The sequence below is a fragment of the Bradyrhizobium sp. CCGUVB1N3 genome (assembly GCF_024199925.1).
Lineage (GTDB): Bacteria > Pseudomonadota > Alphaproteobacteria > Rhizobiales > Xanthobacteraceae > Bradyrhizobium.
The window spans coordinates 5,398,302-5,416,857 of sequence record NZ_JANADR010000001.1 but is presented as its reverse complement, the minus strand read 5'-3'; the positions used below and the strand labels follow the sequence as shown (position 1 = coordinate 5,416,857).

General features: G+C 65.6%; 21 protein-coding genes and 1 other RNA gene. 18 read left to right on the top strand and 4 right to left on the bottom strand.

The genetic code is table 11. The features are described from left to right. Positions 1-93 precede the first annotated feature (93 nt). The 5 genes from NLM33_RS25850 (at position 94) to NLM33_RS25830 (ending at position 2,558) form a co-directional block, all read left to right on the top strand. Positions 94-384 (top strand): DUF4164 domain-containing protein, encoded by a 291-nt coding sequence (locus NLM33_RS25850; RefSeq protein WP_254100032.1) that lies wholly within the window; start codon positions 94-96, stop codon positions 382-384. Beyond that, positions 381-764, top strand: coding sequence for a cell division protein ZapA (locus NLM33_RS25845; RefSeq protein WP_254100030.1), 384 nt, complete (start codon positions 381-383; stop codon positions 762-764). Before NLM33_RS25850 ends, NLM33_RS25845 begins: the two co-directional genes overlap by 4 nt. Positions 765-813: 49 nt before the next feature. Beyond that, a non-coding RNA gene (ssrS, locus tag NLM33_RS25840) (6S RNA) lies at positions 814-974 on the top strand. A gap of 185 nt (positions 975-1,159) precedes the next feature. Next, on the top strand, positions 1,160-1,756 hold the full coding sequence (locus NLM33_RS25835) for a 5-formyltetrahydrofolate cyclo-ligase (protein ID WP_254100028.1): 597 nt from the start codon (positions 1,160-1,162) through the stop codon (positions 1,754-1,756). Beyond that, entirely contained in the window at positions 1,734-2,558 is an 825-nt protein-coding gene (locus NLM33_RS25830) for a TIGR00282 family metallophosphoesterase (RefSeq protein WP_254100025.1), read from the top strand. Before NLM33_RS25835 ends, NLM33_RS25830 begins: the two co-directional genes overlap by 23 nt. A 68-nt stretch (positions 2,559-2,626) precedes the next feature. Here NLM33_RS25830 and NLM33_RS25825 read toward each other — a convergent pair whose 3' ends face one another. Beyond that, complete coding sequence (locus NLM33_RS25825) at positions 2,627-4,039, bottom strand: methyl-accepting chemotaxis protein (RefSeq protein ID WP_254100023.1); 1,413 nt, start codon at positions 4,037-4,039, stop codon at positions 2,627-2,629. Positions 4,040-4,257: 218 nt separating this feature from the next. Further along, entirely contained in the window at positions 4,258-6,000 is a 1,743-nt protein-coding gene (locus NLM33_RS25820) for a methyl-accepting chemotaxis protein (RefSeq protein WP_254100022.1), read from the bottom strand. 210 nt (positions 6,001-6,210) lie between these two features. Here NLM33_RS25820 and NLM33_RS25815 point away from each other — a divergent pair, with 210 nt between their 5' ends. The 9 genes from NLM33_RS25815 (at position 6,211) to NLM33_RS25775 (ending at position 13,044) form a co-directional block, all read left to right on the top strand. After that, positions 6,211-6,957, top strand: coding sequence for a YebC/PmpR family DNA-binding transcriptional regulator (locus NLM33_RS25815; protein ID WP_254100020.1), 747 nt, complete (start codon positions 6,211-6,213; stop codon positions 6,955-6,957). Between the two features lie 217 nt (positions 6,958-7,174). Next, complete coding sequence (ruvC, locus tag NLM33_RS25810) at positions 7,175-7,702, top strand: crossover junction endodeoxyribonuclease RuvC (protein WP_254100018.1); 528 nt, start codon at positions 7,175-7,177, stop codon at positions 7,700-7,702. Beyond that, complete coding sequence (gene ruvA / locus NLM33_RS25805) at positions 7,699-8,316, top strand: Holliday junction branch migration protein RuvA (RefSeq protein ID WP_254100016.1); 618 nt, start codon at positions 7,699-7,701, stop codon at positions 8,314-8,316. The genes ruvC and ruvA overlap by 4 nt, the downstream gene beginning before the upstream one ends. Positions 8,317-8,362: 46 nt before the next feature. After that, positions 8,363-8,782 carry a cytidine deaminase gene (locus tag NLM33_RS25800; protein ID WP_254100014.1) on the top strand — a complete coding sequence of 140 codons (420 nt, stop codon included), beginning with the start codon at positions 8,363-8,365 and terminating at the stop codon, positions 8,780-8,782. Then, the gene (gene ruvB, locus NLM33_RS25795; protein ID WP_254100012.1) at positions 8,779-9,828 is read left to right on the top strand and encodes a Holliday junction branch migration DNA helicase RuvB; all 1,050 of its coding nucleotides are present in this window, start codon (positions 8,779-8,781) and stop codon (positions 9,826-9,828) included. The genes NLM33_RS25800 and ruvB overlap by 4 nt, the downstream gene beginning before the upstream one ends. Before the next feature lie 283 nt (positions 9,829-10,111). Beyond that, entirely contained in the window at positions 10,112-10,981 is an 870-nt protein-coding gene (locus NLM33_RS25790) for a DUF6869 domain-containing protein (RefSeq protein WP_254100010.1), read from the top strand. 86 nt (positions 10,982-11,067) lie between these two features. Continuing rightward, complete coding sequence (locus NLM33_RS25785) at positions 11,068-11,979, top strand: metallophosphoesterase (RefSeq protein ID WP_254100008.1); 912 nt, start codon at positions 11,068-11,070, stop codon at positions 11,977-11,979. 113 nt (positions 11,980-12,092) lie between these two features. Further along, on the top strand, positions 12,093-12,500 hold the full coding sequence (ybgC, locus tag NLM33_RS25780; RefSeq protein WP_254105883.1) for a tol-pal system-associated acyl-CoA thioesterase: 408 nt from the start codon (positions 12,093-12,095) through the stop codon (positions 12,498-12,500). Between the two features lie 76 nt (positions 12,501-12,576). Beyond that, the gene (locus tag NLM33_RS25775; RefSeq protein WP_254100006.1) at positions 12,577-13,044 is read left to right on the top strand and encodes a nuclear transport factor 2 family protein; all 468 of its coding nucleotides are present in this window, start codon (positions 12,577-12,579) and stop codon (positions 13,042-13,044) included. Between the two features lie 211 nt (positions 13,045-13,255). Here the strand turns inward: NLM33_RS25775 and NLM33_RS25770 are convergent, their stop codons facing one another. Together NLM33_RS25770 and NLM33_RS25765 are read right to left on the bottom strand one after the other, a co-directional pair. Beyond that, positions 13,256-13,969 (bottom strand): type 1 glutamine amidotransferase, encoded by a 714-nt coding sequence (locus NLM33_RS25770; protein WP_254100004.1) that lies wholly within the window; start codon positions 13,967-13,969, stop codon positions 13,256-13,258. 73 nt (positions 13,970-14,042) lie between these two features. Further along, on the bottom strand, positions 14,043-14,963 hold the full coding sequence (locus NLM33_RS25765) for a LysR family transcriptional regulator (protein ID WP_254100002.1): 921 nt from the start codon (positions 14,961-14,963) through the stop codon (positions 14,043-14,045). Between the two features lie 151 nt (positions 14,964-15,114). Here NLM33_RS25765 and NLM33_RS25760 point away from each other — a divergent pair, with 151 nt between their 5' ends. From NLM33_RS25760 to NLM33_RS25745, 4 genes are read left to right on the top strand one after another with little or no spacing between them, the layout of a single operon-like run. Beyond that, on the top strand, positions 15,115-16,071 hold the full coding sequence (locus NLM33_RS25760; protein WP_256570553.1) for an N-carbamoyl-D-amino-acid hydrolase: 957 nt from the start codon (positions 15,115-15,117) through the stop codon (positions 16,069-16,071). A gap of 40 nt (positions 16,072-16,111) precedes the next feature. Beyond that, on the top strand, positions 16,112-16,939 hold the full coding sequence (locus tag NLM33_RS25755; RefSeq protein WP_254099999.1) for an ABC transporter substrate-binding protein: 828 nt from the start codon (positions 16,112-16,114) through the stop codon (positions 16,937-16,939). Then, positions 16,936-17,793 (top strand): amino acid ABC transporter permease, encoded by an 858-nt coding sequence (locus tag NLM33_RS25750; protein ID WP_254099997.1) that lies wholly within the window; start codon positions 16,936-16,938, stop codon positions 17,791-17,793. Before NLM33_RS25755 ends, NLM33_RS25750 begins: the two co-directional genes overlap by 4 nt. Beyond that, complete coding sequence (locus tag NLM33_RS25745) at positions 17,790-18,554, top strand: amino acid ABC transporter ATP-binding protein (RefSeq protein WP_254099995.1); 765 nt, start codon at positions 17,790-17,792, stop codon at positions 18,552-18,554. Before NLM33_RS25750 ends, NLM33_RS25745 begins: the two co-directional genes overlap by 4 nt. Positions 18,555-18,556: the final 2 nt, after the last annotated feature.

The window sequence follows — 18,556 nt, the reverse complement described above, 5'->3', positions numbered from 1 at the left end:
CCGCTTGCCGAACCGAGTCTTTTGCCGGGCGGTAAGCCAACCTAGAGGTCCGCCGCTGACTGCATGAGCGATCGCGCTGCCAACAGTTCCGCTATGACGGAGTCCGCCGCCGTCGAGATCGAGATCGCGACACGCAGACTCATGGCCGCGCTCGACGCGCTGGAGAGCGCGGTCGAGCGGCGGCGCGATGCCGATCGCGACGAGAACGAGCTCGCGACGCGCATCCAGGCGCTGGGCACGGATCGCTCGCGACTCGCCGACGAGCTCGACGGTGCGTTGATGAAGGCGCGCAAGCTCGAGCGCACCAATCGCGAAATCTCCGATCGGCTGGATTCTGCGATCGTCACGATACGTTCGGTGCTCGATACCGGAGAGGATGGATGAGCCACATCAACGTCACCATCAACGGCCGGCAATATCGCATGGCGTGCGAGGAGGGGCAGGAGGTGCGGCTGTTGAAGCTCGCCGAAAGCCTGGAATCGCGGATCCAGAATCTGCGTGGAAAATTCGGCGAGATCGGCGATGCGCGGCTCACCGTGATGGCGGCGCTGACCGTGTGCGACGAGCTGGTCGATGCGGGAAATCGCGCCCGCACGCTGGAAGCCGAGGTGAACGAGCTGAGGGATTTCCGCAATGCCGCCGCCGAGCGGGCCAGGATGACGCAGACCGCCGTGGTCAATGCGCTCAACGCCGCCGCCGAGCGCATCGAGAAGTCGACCCAGGTCCTGAACCGGACCGTCGGCAACGGGATTGCGATCGGTTGACGAAGGAGTGGGCTGGCGATTCGTCAGCATCGTTGTTAGATTGCCCCAAGCGAAGCTGTGGCGCGCGTCAGGAGCCATATATCCCCGGGGCCTTATCGATCCTTTAGGGAACTGTCCCTGGCCGGGCCCGTGGGCCCGGACATATGGTGCCCACCTACTTTCGTAGGGAACTCCGGGATCGAGTGCTTCAACGGCGTTTGCGGCTTCGCGCTTTTGTTTGCCTTCGTGCGTCTGATGCGTCGGTCCCACAAGGTACAGTGTCATTCCCCGCGAAAGCGGGGAATCCAGTACGCCGCGCATTCGAGTGTGAGCATCACCGCCTCTGGAATACTGGATCACCCGCCCCAGTGCGCAAGGGCGCACAAGGCGGGTGATGACCTTGGGACCCGAAGCGCATGACCAACTCCAAAGCCGAACTCCGTGCCAAGGCACTCGCCAAGCGCGATGCGCTCAGCGAGAAGAAACGCGCCGCTGCCGCCGTAAAGCTCGGCAAGCGCGGCCTGCCGTTCGAGATCGTGCCCGGCGGCATCGTCTCGGGCTATTCGCCGATCCGCAGCGAGATCGATCCGGTGCCCCTGATGCAGAAGCTCGCGGCCGAAGGCGCGCGGCTGGCGCTGCCTTGCGTCACCACGCGCGGCAAGTCGCTGATCTTTCGCATCTGGCATCCGAGCGACCGGCTGATGCTCGGCCCGCTCGGCATTCCCGAGCCGTCGCCGGCGGCGGCCGAGGTCATCCCCGACATCATGCTGACGCCGCTTGCCGCGTTCGACCGTCTCGGTCACCGCATCGGCTATGGCGCGGGACATTACGACTTCACCTTCGCGCATTTGCGCAAGACCAAGCATGTCGTCGGCATCGGGCTCGCATTTGCGGCGCAGGAGATCGAGGCCGTTCCCGCACTATCGCACGACGTCGCGCTGGATTATGTGCTAACGGAAACGGACGTGTTTGATTTCCGGAGTTCTGAAGTTGCGCATTCTCTTCGTGGGTGACGTCGTCGGCCGGGCCGGCCGCGCGGCGATCGCCGAGCACCTGCCCAACATGGTTCGCGACTGGTCGCTCGATTTCGTCGTCGTCAACGGCGAAAATTCCGCCGGCGGTTTCGGCATCACGGAAGCGATCTATCAGGAGCTGCTCGACGCCGGCGCCGACGCAGTCACGCTCGGCAACCATTCCTGGGACCAGCGCGAGGCGCTGGTGTTCATCGAGCGCGCCGAGCGCCTGGTGAGGCCGGCGAACTATCCGCGCGGCACGCCGGGCCGCGGCGCGGCGCTGGTCGAGACCAAGAACGGCCGCCGCGCGCTCGTCGTCAACGCGCTGGGCCGTGTCTTCATGACGCCGTTCGACGATCCCTTCGCCGCGATCGAGCGCGAGCTCGGCGCTTGTCCCCTGCGTGAGGCCGCCGATGCGATCGTGGTCGATTTTCATTGCGAGGCGACCAGCGAGAAGCAGGGCATCGGCTTCTTCTGCGACGGCCGCGCCAGCCTCGTCGTCGGCACGCACACGCACGTGCCGACCGCCGATCACCAGATCCTTCCCGGCGGCACCGCCTACATGACCGACGCCGGCATGACCGGCGACTACGATTCGATCATCGGCATGCAAAAGGAAGAGCCGCTGCGCCGTTTCACCTCCGGCATCCCTTCCGGCCGCTTCGAGCCGGCGATGGGCACGGCGACGCTGAGCGGGGTCGCAGTGGAGACGGATGATGCAACTGGCCTCGCGTTGAAGATTGCGCCGGTGCGCGCAGGCGGCCGGCTTGAGCCAGCGACGCCGAGGTTCTGGTTGAGCTGACTAGCGGCGCCACCCATTCGGTGTCGTCCTGGCTTTCGCCAGGACGACCACGGGGAGCGCCTGCGCCGTCAGCCCTGCCGAAATCCCATCCGGAACGAGCCCCAGCGCTTGCCCTTCACGACGATCGGCGAGGACAAATCCTTCATCAGCACGAACTGGCCGCCACCCATGTCGCGGCGGTAGGTTTGCAGCAGGAACGGCTTTGTGTTCGCCGCGACCTTCTTCACCGCGCGGTCGTTGAACAGGCGGCGGTTGCGGCAATTGGCGTTGTTCCACACGGGGTCCTTGCCCTGCGGCAGGCGATAGTTGGGATTGTGGGTCGGCAGATAGCCGCCCTTCGCCCAGGCGACGCAGAACACGATGCGCGGGTCCGATTTCTGGATCGGGTCCTGGATCGCCGGCAGCACGCGGTCGGTGAAGTCGACGTAGCTGGTGAGAAATTGCTTGGGATCGGTGCCGGGAATCTCGCGATATGTCTCGTCCATGAGCTGATTGAGCGTGATCTCGCCGCGGTCGATCGCCGCCTCGAACTCGGCCGAGATGCGCTTGGCGGTGTCGACGACGGCGTGGATCAGCGGCGCGTCCGACGTCTCGACGCCGCTGTCGGTCAGGCCCTCGGAGGTGTCGAGCAGCTTCGCCACCCGCTCGTCGGCATTCCTGAGATCGCGCGAAGAGAGATCGACGCCCTTGGCAAGCTCGCTGAGCTCCGAGATCACGGTGTCGCAATGGCCGAGATTGGAGGTCGCGGCGCGCGCGACGCTGTCGATCTCCGCGCCCACGGACGCAAAGCCCTGCTGCACGCGGCTGATGATGCCGGAGATCTGCTGCGCGCCGTCGCCGGCGTTCTTGGCACGCAGCGAGGCATCGCCGCTTTCGCCGATCAGGCTGCCGATCTGGCCGTCGAGATCGCGCACGGTGTCCGAGATCTGTTGCGTAGCCTGGCGGGTCGCTTCCGCAAGGCTCTTCACCTCGCTCGCCACCACGGCGAAGCCGCGGCCGGCGCTGCCGGCGCGCGCCGCCTCGATCGTGGCGTTGAGCGCGAGCAGGTTGGTCTGCTTCGCAATCGCCTCGATCGAGCCGGAGACCTTGGCGACCTGGCTCAGCGCCGAGCCGACGGCGGCGAGCCGCGCCTCGATGCGAGCGACGGCTGCGACGAGCTCGGAGATGTGGCCGACCGCGGTCTCGACCACGTCGCGCGACTGCGCGATCTCGCCGACCGCGGTGGATGTCGTCGATTGCACCGCCTGCGACGCATTGGCGATGTCGCGATTGGCCGAGACCATCGTCTCGGCCGTCGTCTGCAGATGGTGGAACCGCTCCGACTGGCTGGCGACGCGGTTCGCGACCTCCTGGACGTTGCCGGCGATGTCGGCGAGCTCGACCCCGAGGCCGCCGATGCGATCGGCGAGCTGGTCTATGAGTCGCTCGGCCAGCGTCCGGTTGGATGCCGTGTCCATGACTGCACGCTGCACGACCGACATGTTCGAACTTCCTCCAGTCGGAGTCGCCTATCGACTCGCTAACGGCGTTCCCATTCCCATTTCAAAGCGTGATTCGTTTTAATGCTGATTCGCGCTTTGCCGTCTTGCCTGAGCGTGCACTCAAGCGCGATGACCTCAGGGTGAATTGTTATCGTGCTTTAGGTCTTTGTTTGCACATGGTCTTTTCGGAGGCGCTCCGTACTTCCCCGGGTCATGTTTCAAAGCTTGTAGGCCGTCCGGAACCCGCCCCAGTGCCGGCCCTGCAGGCGGATCGGCACGTCGATCTCGCGCATCATCACGGTGCTGCCGTTGCCCATGTCGCGCGCGTAGCTCTGCACCAGATAGGAGCGCAGATTGCGCGCGGCGGCGAGGCCCGCCGGGTCGTTGAAGATGCGCCGGTTGCGACTATTCGCTGTGTTCCAGGCGACATCGCCTGGACGCTGCGGGTGCGAATAGATCTTGTTGTGCACGGGCAGGAAGCCGTTGCGGTCGACCATGGCGCAGAACGCCATGCGCGGGTCCTTGGCCAGAAAGGCTTCCTGGAACGAGGGGAGGGCGCGGTCGGCCCAGTCGAGATATTTGGTGCGGTACTGCTGCGGACTGGTGCCGGCGATTTCCGCGTAGTCGGTGTCGAAGAGATCGTCGAGCCTGACCTCGCCGCGCGCGACCGCCTGCTCGAAGATCTTCGTCAGCGCGGCGCCCGCTTCCATGGCGCGGGTCACAAATTCCGTATTCGCCTCGTGGATCGACCAGAGCTTGTCTTCAATTTTCCCGCGCAGCTCGGCATTGGGGGATACGAACTGCGCCCGCGCACCGGCCTTGGACTGCTCGGTGACGCGCAGGCGGCAGGCGCCGACATCCTGGAGCAGGCCGTCGATGGCTTCGTGCGATGCGAGCTTTGCTGCGTCCGCGCCGCCGATCAAGACGCCGTCCATCGCAATCTCGTAGACCGGCATTGTCGCGCCCTTGATCTCGAGCTTGAGATGGCAGGGCAGCCGCTCGGTCTTGCGACGATCGTCGCTATCACTCTGCCTGAGCAGCACCGCGCAGCGCGATTTCAGCTTCTGCGCGAACGTCGTGACCGCTTTGCCGGCGCTGGAGACGCTTTCGCCATGAGCTTCCGCCGCCTTGGTGGCGGCATCGATCTCGGCGGCGCTGTCGCCGACGGATACGATGAATTGGGATGCGGTTGCCGCGTTGCCGGAGACCTCGCTGGTGGTCGCGGTCTGTTCGGCGACCGCGCCGTTGACGGTGTCGAACACCGGGCGGATCGCCTCGATCGCCTGTGAGATGCGGTGCACGGCTTCCGCCGAACCTGCCGCGTCCTTTTGCAGCGCCTCGATCTTCTTGGTGATTTCCTCGGTCGCGCCTTGGGTCTGCACCGCAAGTGCCTTCACCTCGGTCGCAACGACGGCAAAGCCTTTTCCGGCCGCGCCCGCGCGTGCTGCCTCGATGGTCGAGTTCAGCGCGAGCAGCGTGGTCTGGCGCGCGATCTGAGCGATCAGGTTGACGACGTTGCCGATCGCGGCGGAGGATTCGCGCAGGCGGTCGACATTGGCGCGGGCCTCCTGTGCGGCGGCGCTGGCAGCATCGGCGAGCTTGCCGGCCTCGCGGACCTGGGCGCCGATGCCCTGCGCCGACTGGGTGAATTTCTCTGCCGCGTTGGCAAAGGTGGTGGCGGTCGATTGCGCGGCGCTGCTGCGTCCCGTGAGCGCGTCGGTGCGCTCGCGGATGGTCGCGAGCGTGTTGGCGGTTGCCTCCGCGCCGCCGGCGACGGATTCGGCGGCGCGCTCGAGCTGGCGGATCATCGCGCCGAGCTCGAGTTCCAGAAGCTCGAGAATTTCCTTGGCCGAATCGCCCTCCGGTGCGGCAACGGGCTCGGCGACGGCTTGGGCCGCCTGCGGGAGAGCTGCGGGCGTGGCCTGTTCCGGCAGACGCTTCCGAAGTAGTCCGAGGGCCATCAGGTCACTCTTGTCGGGAGACGGGATGGGGATATTTTCACATCCCGAAATGAAGTCAGGGTTAACAGGTGCCTGACGGTGAGTGTTTATCCCTACGATAATACCTCCAAGTATGCCCTTTCATTCCGGGGGTGTCGCGGCCTATAAGGCCCGCGCTTTGATCCCTCAGCTTGCCCTGACCTTGGCTGACGATTCCTCAAGAGACCACGCATGGCCGGACATTCCCAATTCAAGAACATCATGCACCGCAAGGGGCGGCAGGATGCGCAGAAATCGAAGCTCTTCGGCAAGCTGGCCCGCGAAATCACCGTCGCGGCCAAGCTCGGCACACCCGATCCCAACATGAACCCGCGCCTGCGCGCGGCCGTGATCGCGGCGCGCCAGGAGAACATGCCGAAGGACAATATCGAGCGCGCGATCAAGAAGGCGCTCGGCAGTGACGGCGAGAACTATGACGAGATCCGCTACGAGGGTTATGGCCCCGGCGGCGTCGCCGTCATCGTCGAGGCGCTGACCGACAACCGCAACCGCGCGGCCTCCGACATCCGCTCTTTCTTCACCAAATCCGGCGGAAATCTCGGCGAAACCGGCTCGGTGTCCTTCATGTTCGATCGCACCGGCATCATCGAATATGACCGCAGCGTCGCTTCCGACGATGCGATGCTCGATGCCGCGATCGAGGCCGGCGCCGATGACGTCATCTCGGGCGAGAACGGCCACGAGATCTACGCCTCGACCGAAAGCTACCGCGATGTGGCCAAGGCGCTCGAGGCGAAGTTCGGCGAGCCGCGCAAGGCCGCGCTGATCTGGAAGCCGCAGAACACGGTCGCCGTCGACGACGAGACCGGCGAGAAGCTGCTCAAGCTGATGGACCTGCTCAACGAGCACGACGACGTCCAGAACGTCTACGCCAACTTCGAGATTTCGGACGCGCTGATGGCGAAGATGGGCGGGTAGGGCGCGCTCTCGTGTCCCGGACGCACCGCTGCGTGAAACGCTGCGGTGCAGGGCCGGGACCCACGGCGGCGCTTCTTGTGCCGGCGGCAACATGGGCCCCGGTTCAGCAGCGCACTGCTGCGCACTGCGCTGCGCCCGGGGCACGAGACCATACTTCCCCGGGGATTTTCGTTCCGTTTCTGTTTCCCCCACAGCAGCCAGCCGCTATCACTGGCCCATGACCGCGCTCCCGATTCGTCATCCCGTCCGCATCCTCGGCATCGACCCCGGCCTGCGCCGCACCGGTTGGGGCGTGATCGAGGCCGACGGCAATCGCCTCGTCTACGTCGCCTGCGGCTCGGTGGAACCGCCGGAGGGCCTGCCGCTGTCGAGCCGGTTGCTCGCGATCCATGAGGGGCTCGCTGCCGTGCTCTCCCACCACAAGCCGATGGAAGCCGCCGTCGAGCAGACCTTCGTCAACAAGGACGGTGTCGCGACCCTGAAGCTCGGCCAAGCCCGCGGCGTCGCCATGCTGGCGCCCGCAATGTTCGGCATTTCGGTGGCCGAATACGCGCCCAACCAGGTCAAGAAGACCGTGGTCGGCGCCGGTCACGCCGACAAGAACCAGATCGCAGTGATGCTGAAGATCCTGCTGCCCAAGGCCGAGCCGCCGTCGGCGGACGCCGCCGACGCCCTCGCCATCGCCATCACCCACGCCCATCACCGCCAAAGCGCCGCCCTGCGGCTGAAGGTGGTGGGCGTATGATCGGCAAGCTCAAGGGCCTGATCGATTCCTACGGCGAGGATTTCGTCATCCTCGACGTCGGCGGCGTCGGCTACCAGGTGCATTGCTCGACGCGCACGCTGCAGCATCTGCCGTCGCCGGGTGAAGCCGCGGTGCTCGCGATCGAGACCTATGTCCGCGAGGACCAGATCAAATTGTTCGGCTTTCGCACCGACCAGGAGCGCGAATGGTTTCGCCTGCTCCAGACCGTGCAGGGCGTCGGCGCCAAGGTCGCGCTCGCAGTGCTCGGTACGCTGCAGCCTTCCGATCTTGCGAATGCGATTGCGCTGCGCGACAAGGCTGCGGTGTCGCGCACGCCGGGCGTCGGCCCCAAGGTCGCCGAGCGCATCGTCACCGAGTTGAAGGACAAGGCACCGGCTTTTGCCAATGTCGACCCGGCAGTGGTGCATCTTGCCGGCACCGTCGACGACCAGCGCGCTCCGCGGCCCGTCGCGGACGCGATCTCCGCGCTGGTCAATCTCGGCTACGGCCAGCCGCAGGCGGCGGCCGCCATCGCCACGGCGTCACGCAATGCCGGCGAGAATGCGGAAACCGCGCAGCTCATTCGCCTGGGTCTGAAAGAATTGTCGAAATAGACTATCCTGCCCGGCCGCTGACTGACGAAGGAACGCATTTTCCGCCATGCTGAGCAACGAAGACAAGGAACTCATCGCCGCCGCGACAGCAGCGATCAGCCAACGTTATCGCAACGACTGGCAGGAGGTGGGGGCGGCGATGCGCACGCGCGACGGCCGCATCGTCACCGGCGTGAACATCGACGCCTATATCGGCCGCATCGCGGTCTGCGCCGAGGCGATCGCGATCGGACGCGCCATCACCGAGACCGGTGACCGCGGCATCGAGACCATCGTCGCCGTGCGCCACCCCAAGCCTGACGAGCCTGGCGATATCGCCGTCGTCTCACCCTGCGGCATCTGCCGCGAGCTGATCCACGATTACGACGCCAAGGCGCGGGTCATCGTTCCCGACAACGGCCGCGAGCCGAAGGTCGTCAGCATCGGCGAGCTGCTGCCGAACAAATACCGGCGAGGCAACGAGTGAACACCCCCTCCCGCATCGTCACCCCCGAGCGCCGTAGCGACGATGTCGGCGATACGGCGCTGCGCCCGCAATCGCTCACCGAATTCGTCGGCCAGCAGCAGGCGCGCAAGAATCTGTCGATCTTCATCGACGCGGCGCGCAAGCGCGGCGAGGCGCTGGATCACGTGCTGTTCGTGGGGCCGCCGGGCCTCGGCAAGACCACGCTGGCGCAGATCGTGGCGCGCGAACTCGGCGTCGGCTTTCGCGCCACAAGCGGCCCCGTGATCGCCAAGGCCGGCGATCTCGCCGCGCTTCTGACCAATCTCGAAGAGCGCGACGTGCTCTTCATCGACGAGATCCATCGCCTGAGCCCAGCCGTGGAAGAGGTGCTGTATCCCGCGATGGAGGATTTCCAGCTCGACCTCATCATCGGCGAGGGGCCGGCGGCACGCTCGGTCAAGATCGAGCTCGCAAAGTTCACCCTGGTCGGCGCGACCACGCGCGCCGGGCTTCTCACCAATCCGCTGCGCGATCGTTTCGGCATTCCGATCCGGCTGAATTTCTACACGGTCGAGGAGCTGGAAGGCATCGTCACCCGCGGCGCGCGCGTGCTCAACGTCGGCATGAGCCCGGACGGCGCCAACGAGATCGCGCGCCGCGCCCGCGGCACGCCGCGTATCGCCGGCCGCCTGCTGCGGCGGGTGCGCGATTTCGCCTCTGCCGCCAACGCCGACACGATCGACCGGACGATCGCCGACCATGCGCTCAGCGCGCTGGAGGTCGATGCCGCGGGCCTGGACGCCATGGACCGGCGCTACCTCTCGACGATCGCGCTGAACTATGGCGGCGGTCCGGTCGGCGTCGAGACCATGGCGGCCGCGCTGTCCGAGCCGCGCGATGCGATCGAGGACATCATCGAGCCCTTTCTGATCCAGTGCGGCTATCTCCAGCGCACCCCGCGCGGCCGTCTCCTCACCACGCACGCCTTCCGCCATCTCGGCCTCGCCGAACCCTCGCGCGATACGGCACAGTTCGGCCTGTTCGGCACGGACGAGAGCGACGACTAGTCTTATTGCGTCACTGGATCCTCATGTGAGGAGCGCGGAACGCGCGTTACCGGACGATGCTGCGCATCGCCGGGTGAACCATGAAGGCCCGGATCTTACCCGCGGCCATCCTTCGAGACGCCCGCTTGCCGCGGGCTCCTCAGGATGAGGAGCAGAATGCTTGTGAATCGAGCAGGACTAATTAGCTCGCGCCGACGTTGAACCCACCTGTTTCGTGCTCCCACTAATGCGGACGCGCGGCGATCGGGGTCGCCGCTCGCGCACATTGGCTGGAGTGGGAAGAATGGGGCTGAGTGAGCACGCAACACTGCTTGAAAGCATCGCGTCCGCACCGCAACTGCGGACGCCCGACGAGACCGAAGCGTTCCTCGATCCGATGCCGCTGGCCGAGCTGGCCTCGATGTGGTGCGCGCTTCAGCGCGTCAGCCGGCGCGACCAGGCCGGCAGCATCTGGGCGCTAAAGCTCTATTTCGATCATCTGCCGCATCGCCGGCCGCAGCGCGCGCTCGATCTCATCCTCGACGTGCTGAAGACCGAGACCGACAAGCCGACGGTGATGCAACTCAACGACAAGTTCTTGCTTGCGCTGCTCTATGCCCATGGCAACGAGGTGATCGAGCGCATCGAGCATGAGGCGAAGCACAATGCGCGGCTGCGCTGGTTGCTCGGAGGCGTGCTTTTCGGCGAGGATGAGCCGCTGATGCGTCGCATCGCCGGGATCGCCCATGAAGCGGCCTGGCACGCCGATCACCTGGCCCAGCGCACCCCGCGGGAGCCGCTCGATTGCGCCAGCATGTCGCTGTCCGAGCTGGCGCAGGCCTGGATCGAGCAATACTCCAGATCCGACCGCGACCAGGACGACAATCTGTTCGCGATCATGGATTTCGAGCGCGATTTGCGCGAGGACGATCCCGACCGGATGATCGACCTGATCCTGGAGATCCTCAAGCTGGAGTCCAATCCCGTGCTGCTGTCGCTGCTGGCGGCCGGCCCGCTCGAGGACGTGATCAGCCTGCGTACGATCGACCGCATCGAGCGCGAGGCCCGCGCCGACAGGCGATTCCATGACTTGCTCGGCGGCGTCTGGTATTACCGGGCGTCCGACGAATTGAAGACGCGTCTGGATGCGCTGGTCGGAGACAGTCGCCGTTAACGTTTCTGCTGACGATCTGCACAAACCCAACCGAATTCCGCTACAATCGCGCCCCAGTCTCTGCCCACATCACGGGTAAGGATCTCATGTTTTCTCGGCGGCGTGTCTTGCGATTGATGGGCGGGTTTGGCGCCTTTGGCGTCTCGACCGCGGCCTATGGCTTCGGCGTCGAACCGGCGCAGCTGCGAGTGACCCGCTACGACCTCTTGCCGCCGCAATGGCCCGCCGATTTCAGGCTGAAGATCGCGGTCATCGCCGATCTCCACGCCTGCGATCCCTGGATGTCGCTCGATCGGATCGAGGGCATCGTCGCGCGCACCAATGGCCTCGCCCCCGATATGACCGTCCTGCTCGGCGATTACGTCGTCAGCCAGCGCCATGTGAGGCGGGCCATTCCGGCCGGCGAATGGGCGTCGGTGCTCGGCCGCCTGAAGGCGCCGCTCGGTGTGCATGCGATCCTCGGCAATCACGATTGGTGGGACGACCGGACCGTGCAGCGCGAAGGCAAGGGGCATCCGGTTGCACGGCAGGCGCTGGAAGCCGCCGGGATTCCGGTCTACGAAAATGATGCGCAACGCCTGGTCCACGCGGGTCGTCCGTTCTGGCTCGCTGGGCTCGGCGATCAACTCGCCTATGTGCCGGCGCGGCGCTTTCGGCCCCTCCGCCGCGTTGGCGTCGACGATCTCGGCGTCACGCTCGGCAATATCACCGACAGCGCACCCGTGATCCTGCTCGCGCATGAACCGGACATCGCCGCACGCGTGCCGCCGCGCGTCGCGCTCCAGCTCTCCGGTCATACCCATGGCGGCCAGGTGCGCCTGCTCGGCTGGTCGCCGATTGCGCCGTCGGGACAGGAACTCTCCTATGGCCATGTCCGCAAGAATTGCGACATCATCGTCTCCGGCGGGCTCGGCTGCAGCCTCATGCCCTTCCGCCTCGGTGTTCCCCCGGAAATCGTGCTGGTGACGCTGGGAAATACAGGGCAGGCGGTGTCGTAGCCGCGGCTTGCGCGCTGGGCTGATTTGCGCAAAACACGAAGCTTCGACAATGAACCGAGGCTCGCGACGTGACAGCCCATCTCGACGGCGAGATCCGCAACGGCCGCCACCACATGCAGGTCCGCGTCTACTACGAGGACACGGATTTTTCCGGCATCGTCTATCACGCCAATTATCTGCGCTTCATGGAGCGCGGGCGCACCAACCATCTGCGGCTTATGGGCGCCGAGCAGCAGGCGCTGTTCGAGCAGGCCGAGACGGAAGACGCGGGCTTTGCCTTCGTCGTCCGTTCGATGCATCTGGATTTCCTGAAACCTGCGCGCATGGACGACGTGCTGGACATCGTGACCTGGCCGATTGCGGTGAAGGGCGCCTCGATCATGCTGGCGCAGGAGATCCGGCGCGGCGAGGACGTGCTGGTGAAGGCCGAAGTGCGCGTCGCCTTCATCAGCGGCGGCCGCGCGCAGCCGATCCCGAAATCGATCCGTAACCTGATGAAGGCCGATGTGATTTCGCAATGAGCCGATAGGGAGGGGGCTATCGACTTCCAAGCCTGCGAGCCTAGATTTGCGTGTCCCCAACCGATGAGGCCCCGCCATGTCGCGTCCGCCGCTTCCGCCCTTCACGAGAGAGACCGCCGCGCAAAAGGCCCGCATGGCCGAGGACGCCTGGAATTCGCGCGATCCGCAGCGTGTTGCGCTCGCCTATACCGAGGACAGCCGCTGGCGAAATCGCTCGGAGGTGTTTGGGGGCCGCGAGGCGATCGTCGCGTTCCTGACGCGCAAATGGGCGAAGGAGATCGACTACCGCCTGATCAAGGATCTCTGGGCCTTCGACGGCAACCGCATCGCGGTGCGCTTCCAGTACGAATGGCACGATGCGAGCGGCCAGTGGTATCGCTCTTACGGCAATGAGCAATGGGAGTTCGACGAGCAAGGCCTGATGAAGCGCCGCGAGGCCTCGATCAACGATATCGCTCTCGCGGAGAGTGATCGCCGCTTCCACTGGCCTGCGCCGGGGCCGCGGCCTGCGGATGTGCCGGGGCTGGGGGATAGTCCGTTCTGAGGCGTAGCGAGGAGAGATGGGCTTGGCGCGCTGCACCCTCTCCCCTTGTGGGAGAGGGTGGCTTCGCGCCGCGAAGCCGGGTGAGGGGTCTCTCTCCGCGCATGAATCTCTTGCGTTTGAATTCGCGGATAGAACCCCTCATCCGGCGCTTCGCGCCACCTTCTCCCACAAGGGGAGAAGGGAAGAGTCGCGCGCGGCGCGACCTCGCGGACTAAGGCGCCGCCCGCCTCGTCAAAAACCTCGTGATGGCGCCACCAAGCTTCGCGCTGTCCAGCGGCTCGGCGAGTGACGCTTTCGCGGTGGCGACCACGTTATCCGGCGCGTGGCCTTCGCGGAGCTCGCAGCAGACGTTGGCAAAACCCGCGTCGAATTCCGGATGCGGCTGCACCGAGAGCGTCGTGCCGTTGGCGTAGAGCAGGCCGGCATGCGGCGCGAATTCCGAGTACAGGATCGTCCGCGCGCCCTCGGGCGGCTCGATGACCTGGTCCTGGTGCGAGCAGGCGATGGCGAGCTGTTCGCCGCCGATGACGCCGTTGTCCGGGGCCACCTGATAGACGTGCCGGCCGATGCCCCAGCCCTTGTCCGACTTGCGGACCACGCCGCCGAGCGCCTGCGCGATGAGTTGATGGCCGAAGCAGACCCCGACCATCGGCGTCTTGTTGGCGTGGGCGGTGCGGACGAATTCTTCGAGCGGCGCGATCCAGTCGAGCCCGTCATAGACGCCGGCCGCCGCGCCGGTGATCAGGATCGCCTCCAACTGGCAGGGGTCGGGGAGCGCTTCGCCATCGGGAATGCTGACGACGTCGAACGCAGCTGAGGGATCCTCAGTGCGGATCATGCGTTCGAACATGTCCGGAAACGAGCCGTGGCGCTCGCGATGTTTGCGAGGGACGGCTCCGGTTTCGATGATGGTGATGCGTGCCATATGCCCTCGGTTAAGAACGGGTCCTCGGCTGGGAATGGTCCTCGGTTAAGAGATTGTGCGCGCCTGCGCAAGCTCAGTCGTCGCGCCTTGCCTCCTGTTGCGTCCCGCTCTCCAGAAGCTTGCTCTCCTTGCGGACTTCATTGAGGAAGGCCTTGGCGAGCCGCGACAGCGGCTCTGCTTCCGACCACAGCATATAGGCGACCGCGCGCGTCGTCGGCGCGAACGGCCGCACGACGAGGCCGTTGCCGCCGTTTTGTCGCGGCGAAAACGGGTCGACCACCGCAGCTCCCACGCCGGCGGCCGCGAGCACGCAGGCCGTATTGCAATAGCGCACCTCGACGGTCGGCTGGAACGGCGCACCGGCGCGGGCAAAACTGTCGCGCACGGCTTCGCCGAGCCGGGTGCCGCGCTCGAGCCCGATGAAGGGCAGGCCGACGAGATCGGAGGCGGAGATCATCGGCTGTCTGGCCAGCGGATGCTGCGGCGGCAGCACGCAGACCATCTCGCCGGTATGCACGACCTCATGTGCGATGCCGGGATGATGGGTGAGACCGAGTGCGAAGCCGAGCTCTGCGACATGGCTCAGGACGCCCTCGATGATGCCTTCGTAGCGGCGAACGTCGAAAAACACCCGCGTCTCCGGACGGCGGCGCAGGAAACCCGACAGAGCGGAGGGGATGATGCTGTAGGCGAGCGGCGGCGTCGCCACCAGCGACAGATGCCCCGAGCGGTTCTCGCGCAGATCGCGCACGCGGCTTTCGAGCTTGGCATGCAGCGCGAAGATCGCTTCGCTCTCCTTGTAGAGCGCCATCGCCTCGGCGGTGGGAAACAGCCGGTTGTTGACGCGCTCGAACAGCGCAAAGCCGGCCTGCGCCTCCATCGTCTTCAGCGCGTTGCTGACCGCCGGCTGCGACAGCGCCAGCTCGTCCGCCGCCGCGACCGTGGTGCGGTGGCGAATGACGGCACGCAGGATCTCGAGCTGGCGCAGGTTCATATAAGTCCTGATTATATACTCAGCCAAAATATCATAGCACAATGAATTGCTTTTCAACTGCCGTTTCCGCGTAATGGCCGCGGATTTGCACGCTGGATCAAAGAGTTCTGTCGCCCAATGAGGCAGCAGCGCGCACAGATTGGAGGCAGTCTTGGTTCGTGTCCTTCGCGCCGCCGCCGCCCAGATGGGGCCGACGCAAAAAGCCGATCCGCGCGCGCATACGCTTGACCGGATGCTCAAGCTTCTGGACGAGGCCGCCCGCCGCGGCGCCAGCCTCGTGGTGTTTCCCGAGCTTGCCTTCACCACCTTCTTTCCGCGCTGGCTGCTCGAAGGCGCAGCGCTCGACCATTATTTCGAGCGCGGCATGCCGAACCCGGCGGTGGCAAAGCTGTTCGAACGCGCGCGTGCGCTCCGCGTCGGCTTCTATGTCGGTTATGCCGAGCTGACGGCGGACGGTCGGCGCTACAACTGCTCCATCCTGGTCGATCGCGACGGCGAGATCCTCGGCCGCTATCGCAAGGTGCACCTGCCGGGCTCGGTCGAGCCGCGGCCGGGCGCGCGCTATCAGCAGCTCGAGAAGCGTTACTTTGAATATGGCGACCTCGGCTTTCCCGCCTTCCGCGCCGGCTCGGCCTGGGCCCATGCGATCATGGGCATGATGATCTGCAACGACCGGCGCTGGCCGGAATCCTGGCGCGTGCTGGGCCTGCAAGGCGTCGAGCTGGTCTGCATCGGCTACAATTCGGCGGCCTATGATCCCAACGGCGGCACGACGGAAGACGCGGGCCTTCGCACCTTCCATTCGACGCTGGTGACGCAGGCCAACGCCTATATGAACGCGACCTGGGCCATCTCGGTCGCCAAGGCGGGCGAGGAGGACGGCTCCGGATTGATCGGCGGCTCCTGCATCGTCGATCCCAACGGCCGCATCGTCGCGCAAGCCGAGACGCTGGCCGATGAGGTGATCGTCGCCGACCTCGACCTCGATCTCTGCCGCCAGGGCAAGGACAAGATGTTCAACTTCGCCGCCCACCGGCGGCCGGAGCAATACAGGGTGATCACCGAACGCGCCGGCGTCATCGAGCCGGCCGTTCTCGACGCGGATTGACATCAAACGGCCGGTCGCGGCGCCAGCCAAGGGAGCTGACATGACACGCCTCTCACATTTCCTCGGTTTCGCAGCATTGGCTGCCGTGACGTCCGCGCAGGCGGCCGAGCTTCCGGCGGAGATCAAGCAGGCGGGCACGTTGAAGCTCACGGTCAACTCGACCTACGCGCCGATGGAATATCGCGATCCCGCGACCAACGAACTCGTCGGGCTCGACGTCGACCTTGCAAACGAGCTCGCCAAGCGGCTTGGTGGCCTCAAGATCGTGTGGAGCGAGACGCCGTTCGCCGAGCTGATCCCCTCGCTCCAGACCAAGCGCGCCGATTTCATCATCAGCGGCATCTCGGACCGCGCCTCACGGCGTGAGACCGCCGATTTCGTCGACTATCTCACCACGGGCCCGCAGTTCTTCGTCATGGCGGAGAGCGACGCGAAGGCTGCGACGGATCTTTGCGGCAAGAAGGTCGGCACGACCCGCAGCACCAGCTTCCCGGTCGAGATCGAGAAGTGGAGCAAGCAGAATTGCGAGGCGGCCGGCAAGCCGGCGATCCAGTATGTCCCCGGCGAGAACTCGATCGACGTCCGCAACCAGCTCAAGCAGGGCCGCATCGACGCCGCCGTGCAGGGCAGCGAGACCCTGCCCTATGCGCAATCGCAGGAGGCCGGCAAATATCGCGTCGTCGGCGAGCCCTTTGCGAAGGGTTTTCAGGGCATCATGTTCCGCAAGGATGATACGGCCCTGCGCGAGGTGGTCACGGAAAAGCTCGCCGCCATGATTGCCGATGGATCCTACAAGGCTATTCTCGACAAATGGGGATTGGGCGCGAACGCCGTCGAGAAGTCCTTGATGAACGCGGCACCGCAATGAAGGCCGCGCCCGCACTCGCGGAGGGCTTTCCCGACCTGTCCGGGATGCACGTCGCGCGCGAGCCGCACTGGTTTCGCTGGCTCAGCGCGGCTCTGATCGTTCTGGTGCTGGTCGCTATTGGGCGCGCCTTTGCTGGTGGCCAGATCGAATGGTCCTACGTCAGCCGCTTCCTGACGGCGAAAGTGATTCTCGAGGGCATCGTCAACACCATGGTGATGGCCGTGCTCGCGATGACGCTCGGCATTGTCCTCGGCGTGGTCGTGGCGATCATGCGGCTGTCGCCGAACCCGGTGCTGAAGTCGGTCGCCGCCGGCTATACTTGGCTGTTCCGCGGCACGCCGCTGATCCTCCAGCTTCTGTTGTGGTTCAACCTCGCGCTGGTGTTTCCGACCATCGGCATTCCCGGCCTGTGGAGTGCGCGCGCGGTCGACGTCATGACGCCGTTCCTTGCGGCGCTGCTGGGGCTCGGCATCAACCAGGGCGCCTACACCTCGGAGGTGATGCGCGCAGGCATGCTGTCGGTCGATATCGGGCAGTATGAGGCAGCGCAGGCGATCGGCATGGGCCGGCTGCGTGCGCTGCGCCGGATCATCCTGCCGCAGGCGATGCGGGTGGTGATTCCGCCGATCGGCAACGAGTTCATTGGCCTCGTCAAGGCGACCTCGCTCGCCAGCGTCATCCAGTATCCGGAGGTGCTGCACAACGCGGAAAACATCTACTACGCCAATTCGCGCGTGATCGAGCTCCTGATCGTCGCCGGCCTGTGGTATCTCCTTGTGGTGTCGATCCTGACGCCGCTCCAGATGCTGCTCGAACGGCGCTTTGCCCGCGGCACATTGCAGTTCGCCCGATGACAAAGCCCCTCGTCGCGATCCGCTCCGTCAGCAAGCATTTTGGAGAGTTCCAGGCTCTCAGAGGCGTCTCGCTCGACGTGTGGCCCGGCGAGGTGATGTGCCTGATCGGCGCATCCGGCTCGGGCAAGACCACGCTGCTCCGCTGCGTCAACCAGCTCACGACGATCGATAGCGGCGGTATCTGGCTCGACGGCGAGCTGCTCGGCGTGCGGGAAGAGGGCGGGCGGCTCTATCGCCTGACCGAGCGGCAGATCGCGCGGCAGCGGCTGAAGACCGGCATGGTGTTCCAGCGCTTCAACCTGTTCCCGCACAAGACGGCGCTGGAGAACATCACCGAAGGCCCGGTGCAGGTGCAGGGCCGGAAATCCGACGAGGTGCGCGGTGAAGCCATCGAGCTGCTCAGGCGTGTCGGGCTTGCGGCCAAGGCCGATTCTTATCCCGCACAGCTCTCCGGCGGCCAGCAGCAACGCGTCGCGATCGCGCGATCGCTCGCCATGAAACCGATGCTGATGCTGTTCGACGAGCCGACCAGCGCGCTCGATCCGGAACTCGTCGGCGAGGTGCTCGCGGTGATGAAGGAGCTCGCGCAAAGCGGCATGACCATGATGGTGGTGACGCACGAGCTCGGCTTTGCCCGCGAGGTCGCCGATCGTGTCGTCTACATGGACCAGGGTGCGATCGTCGAATCCGGGACGGCGTCGGACGTGCTCGGCGCGCCGCGCGAGGCGCGCACCAAGGCTTTTCTCTCGGCGGTGATATGAAT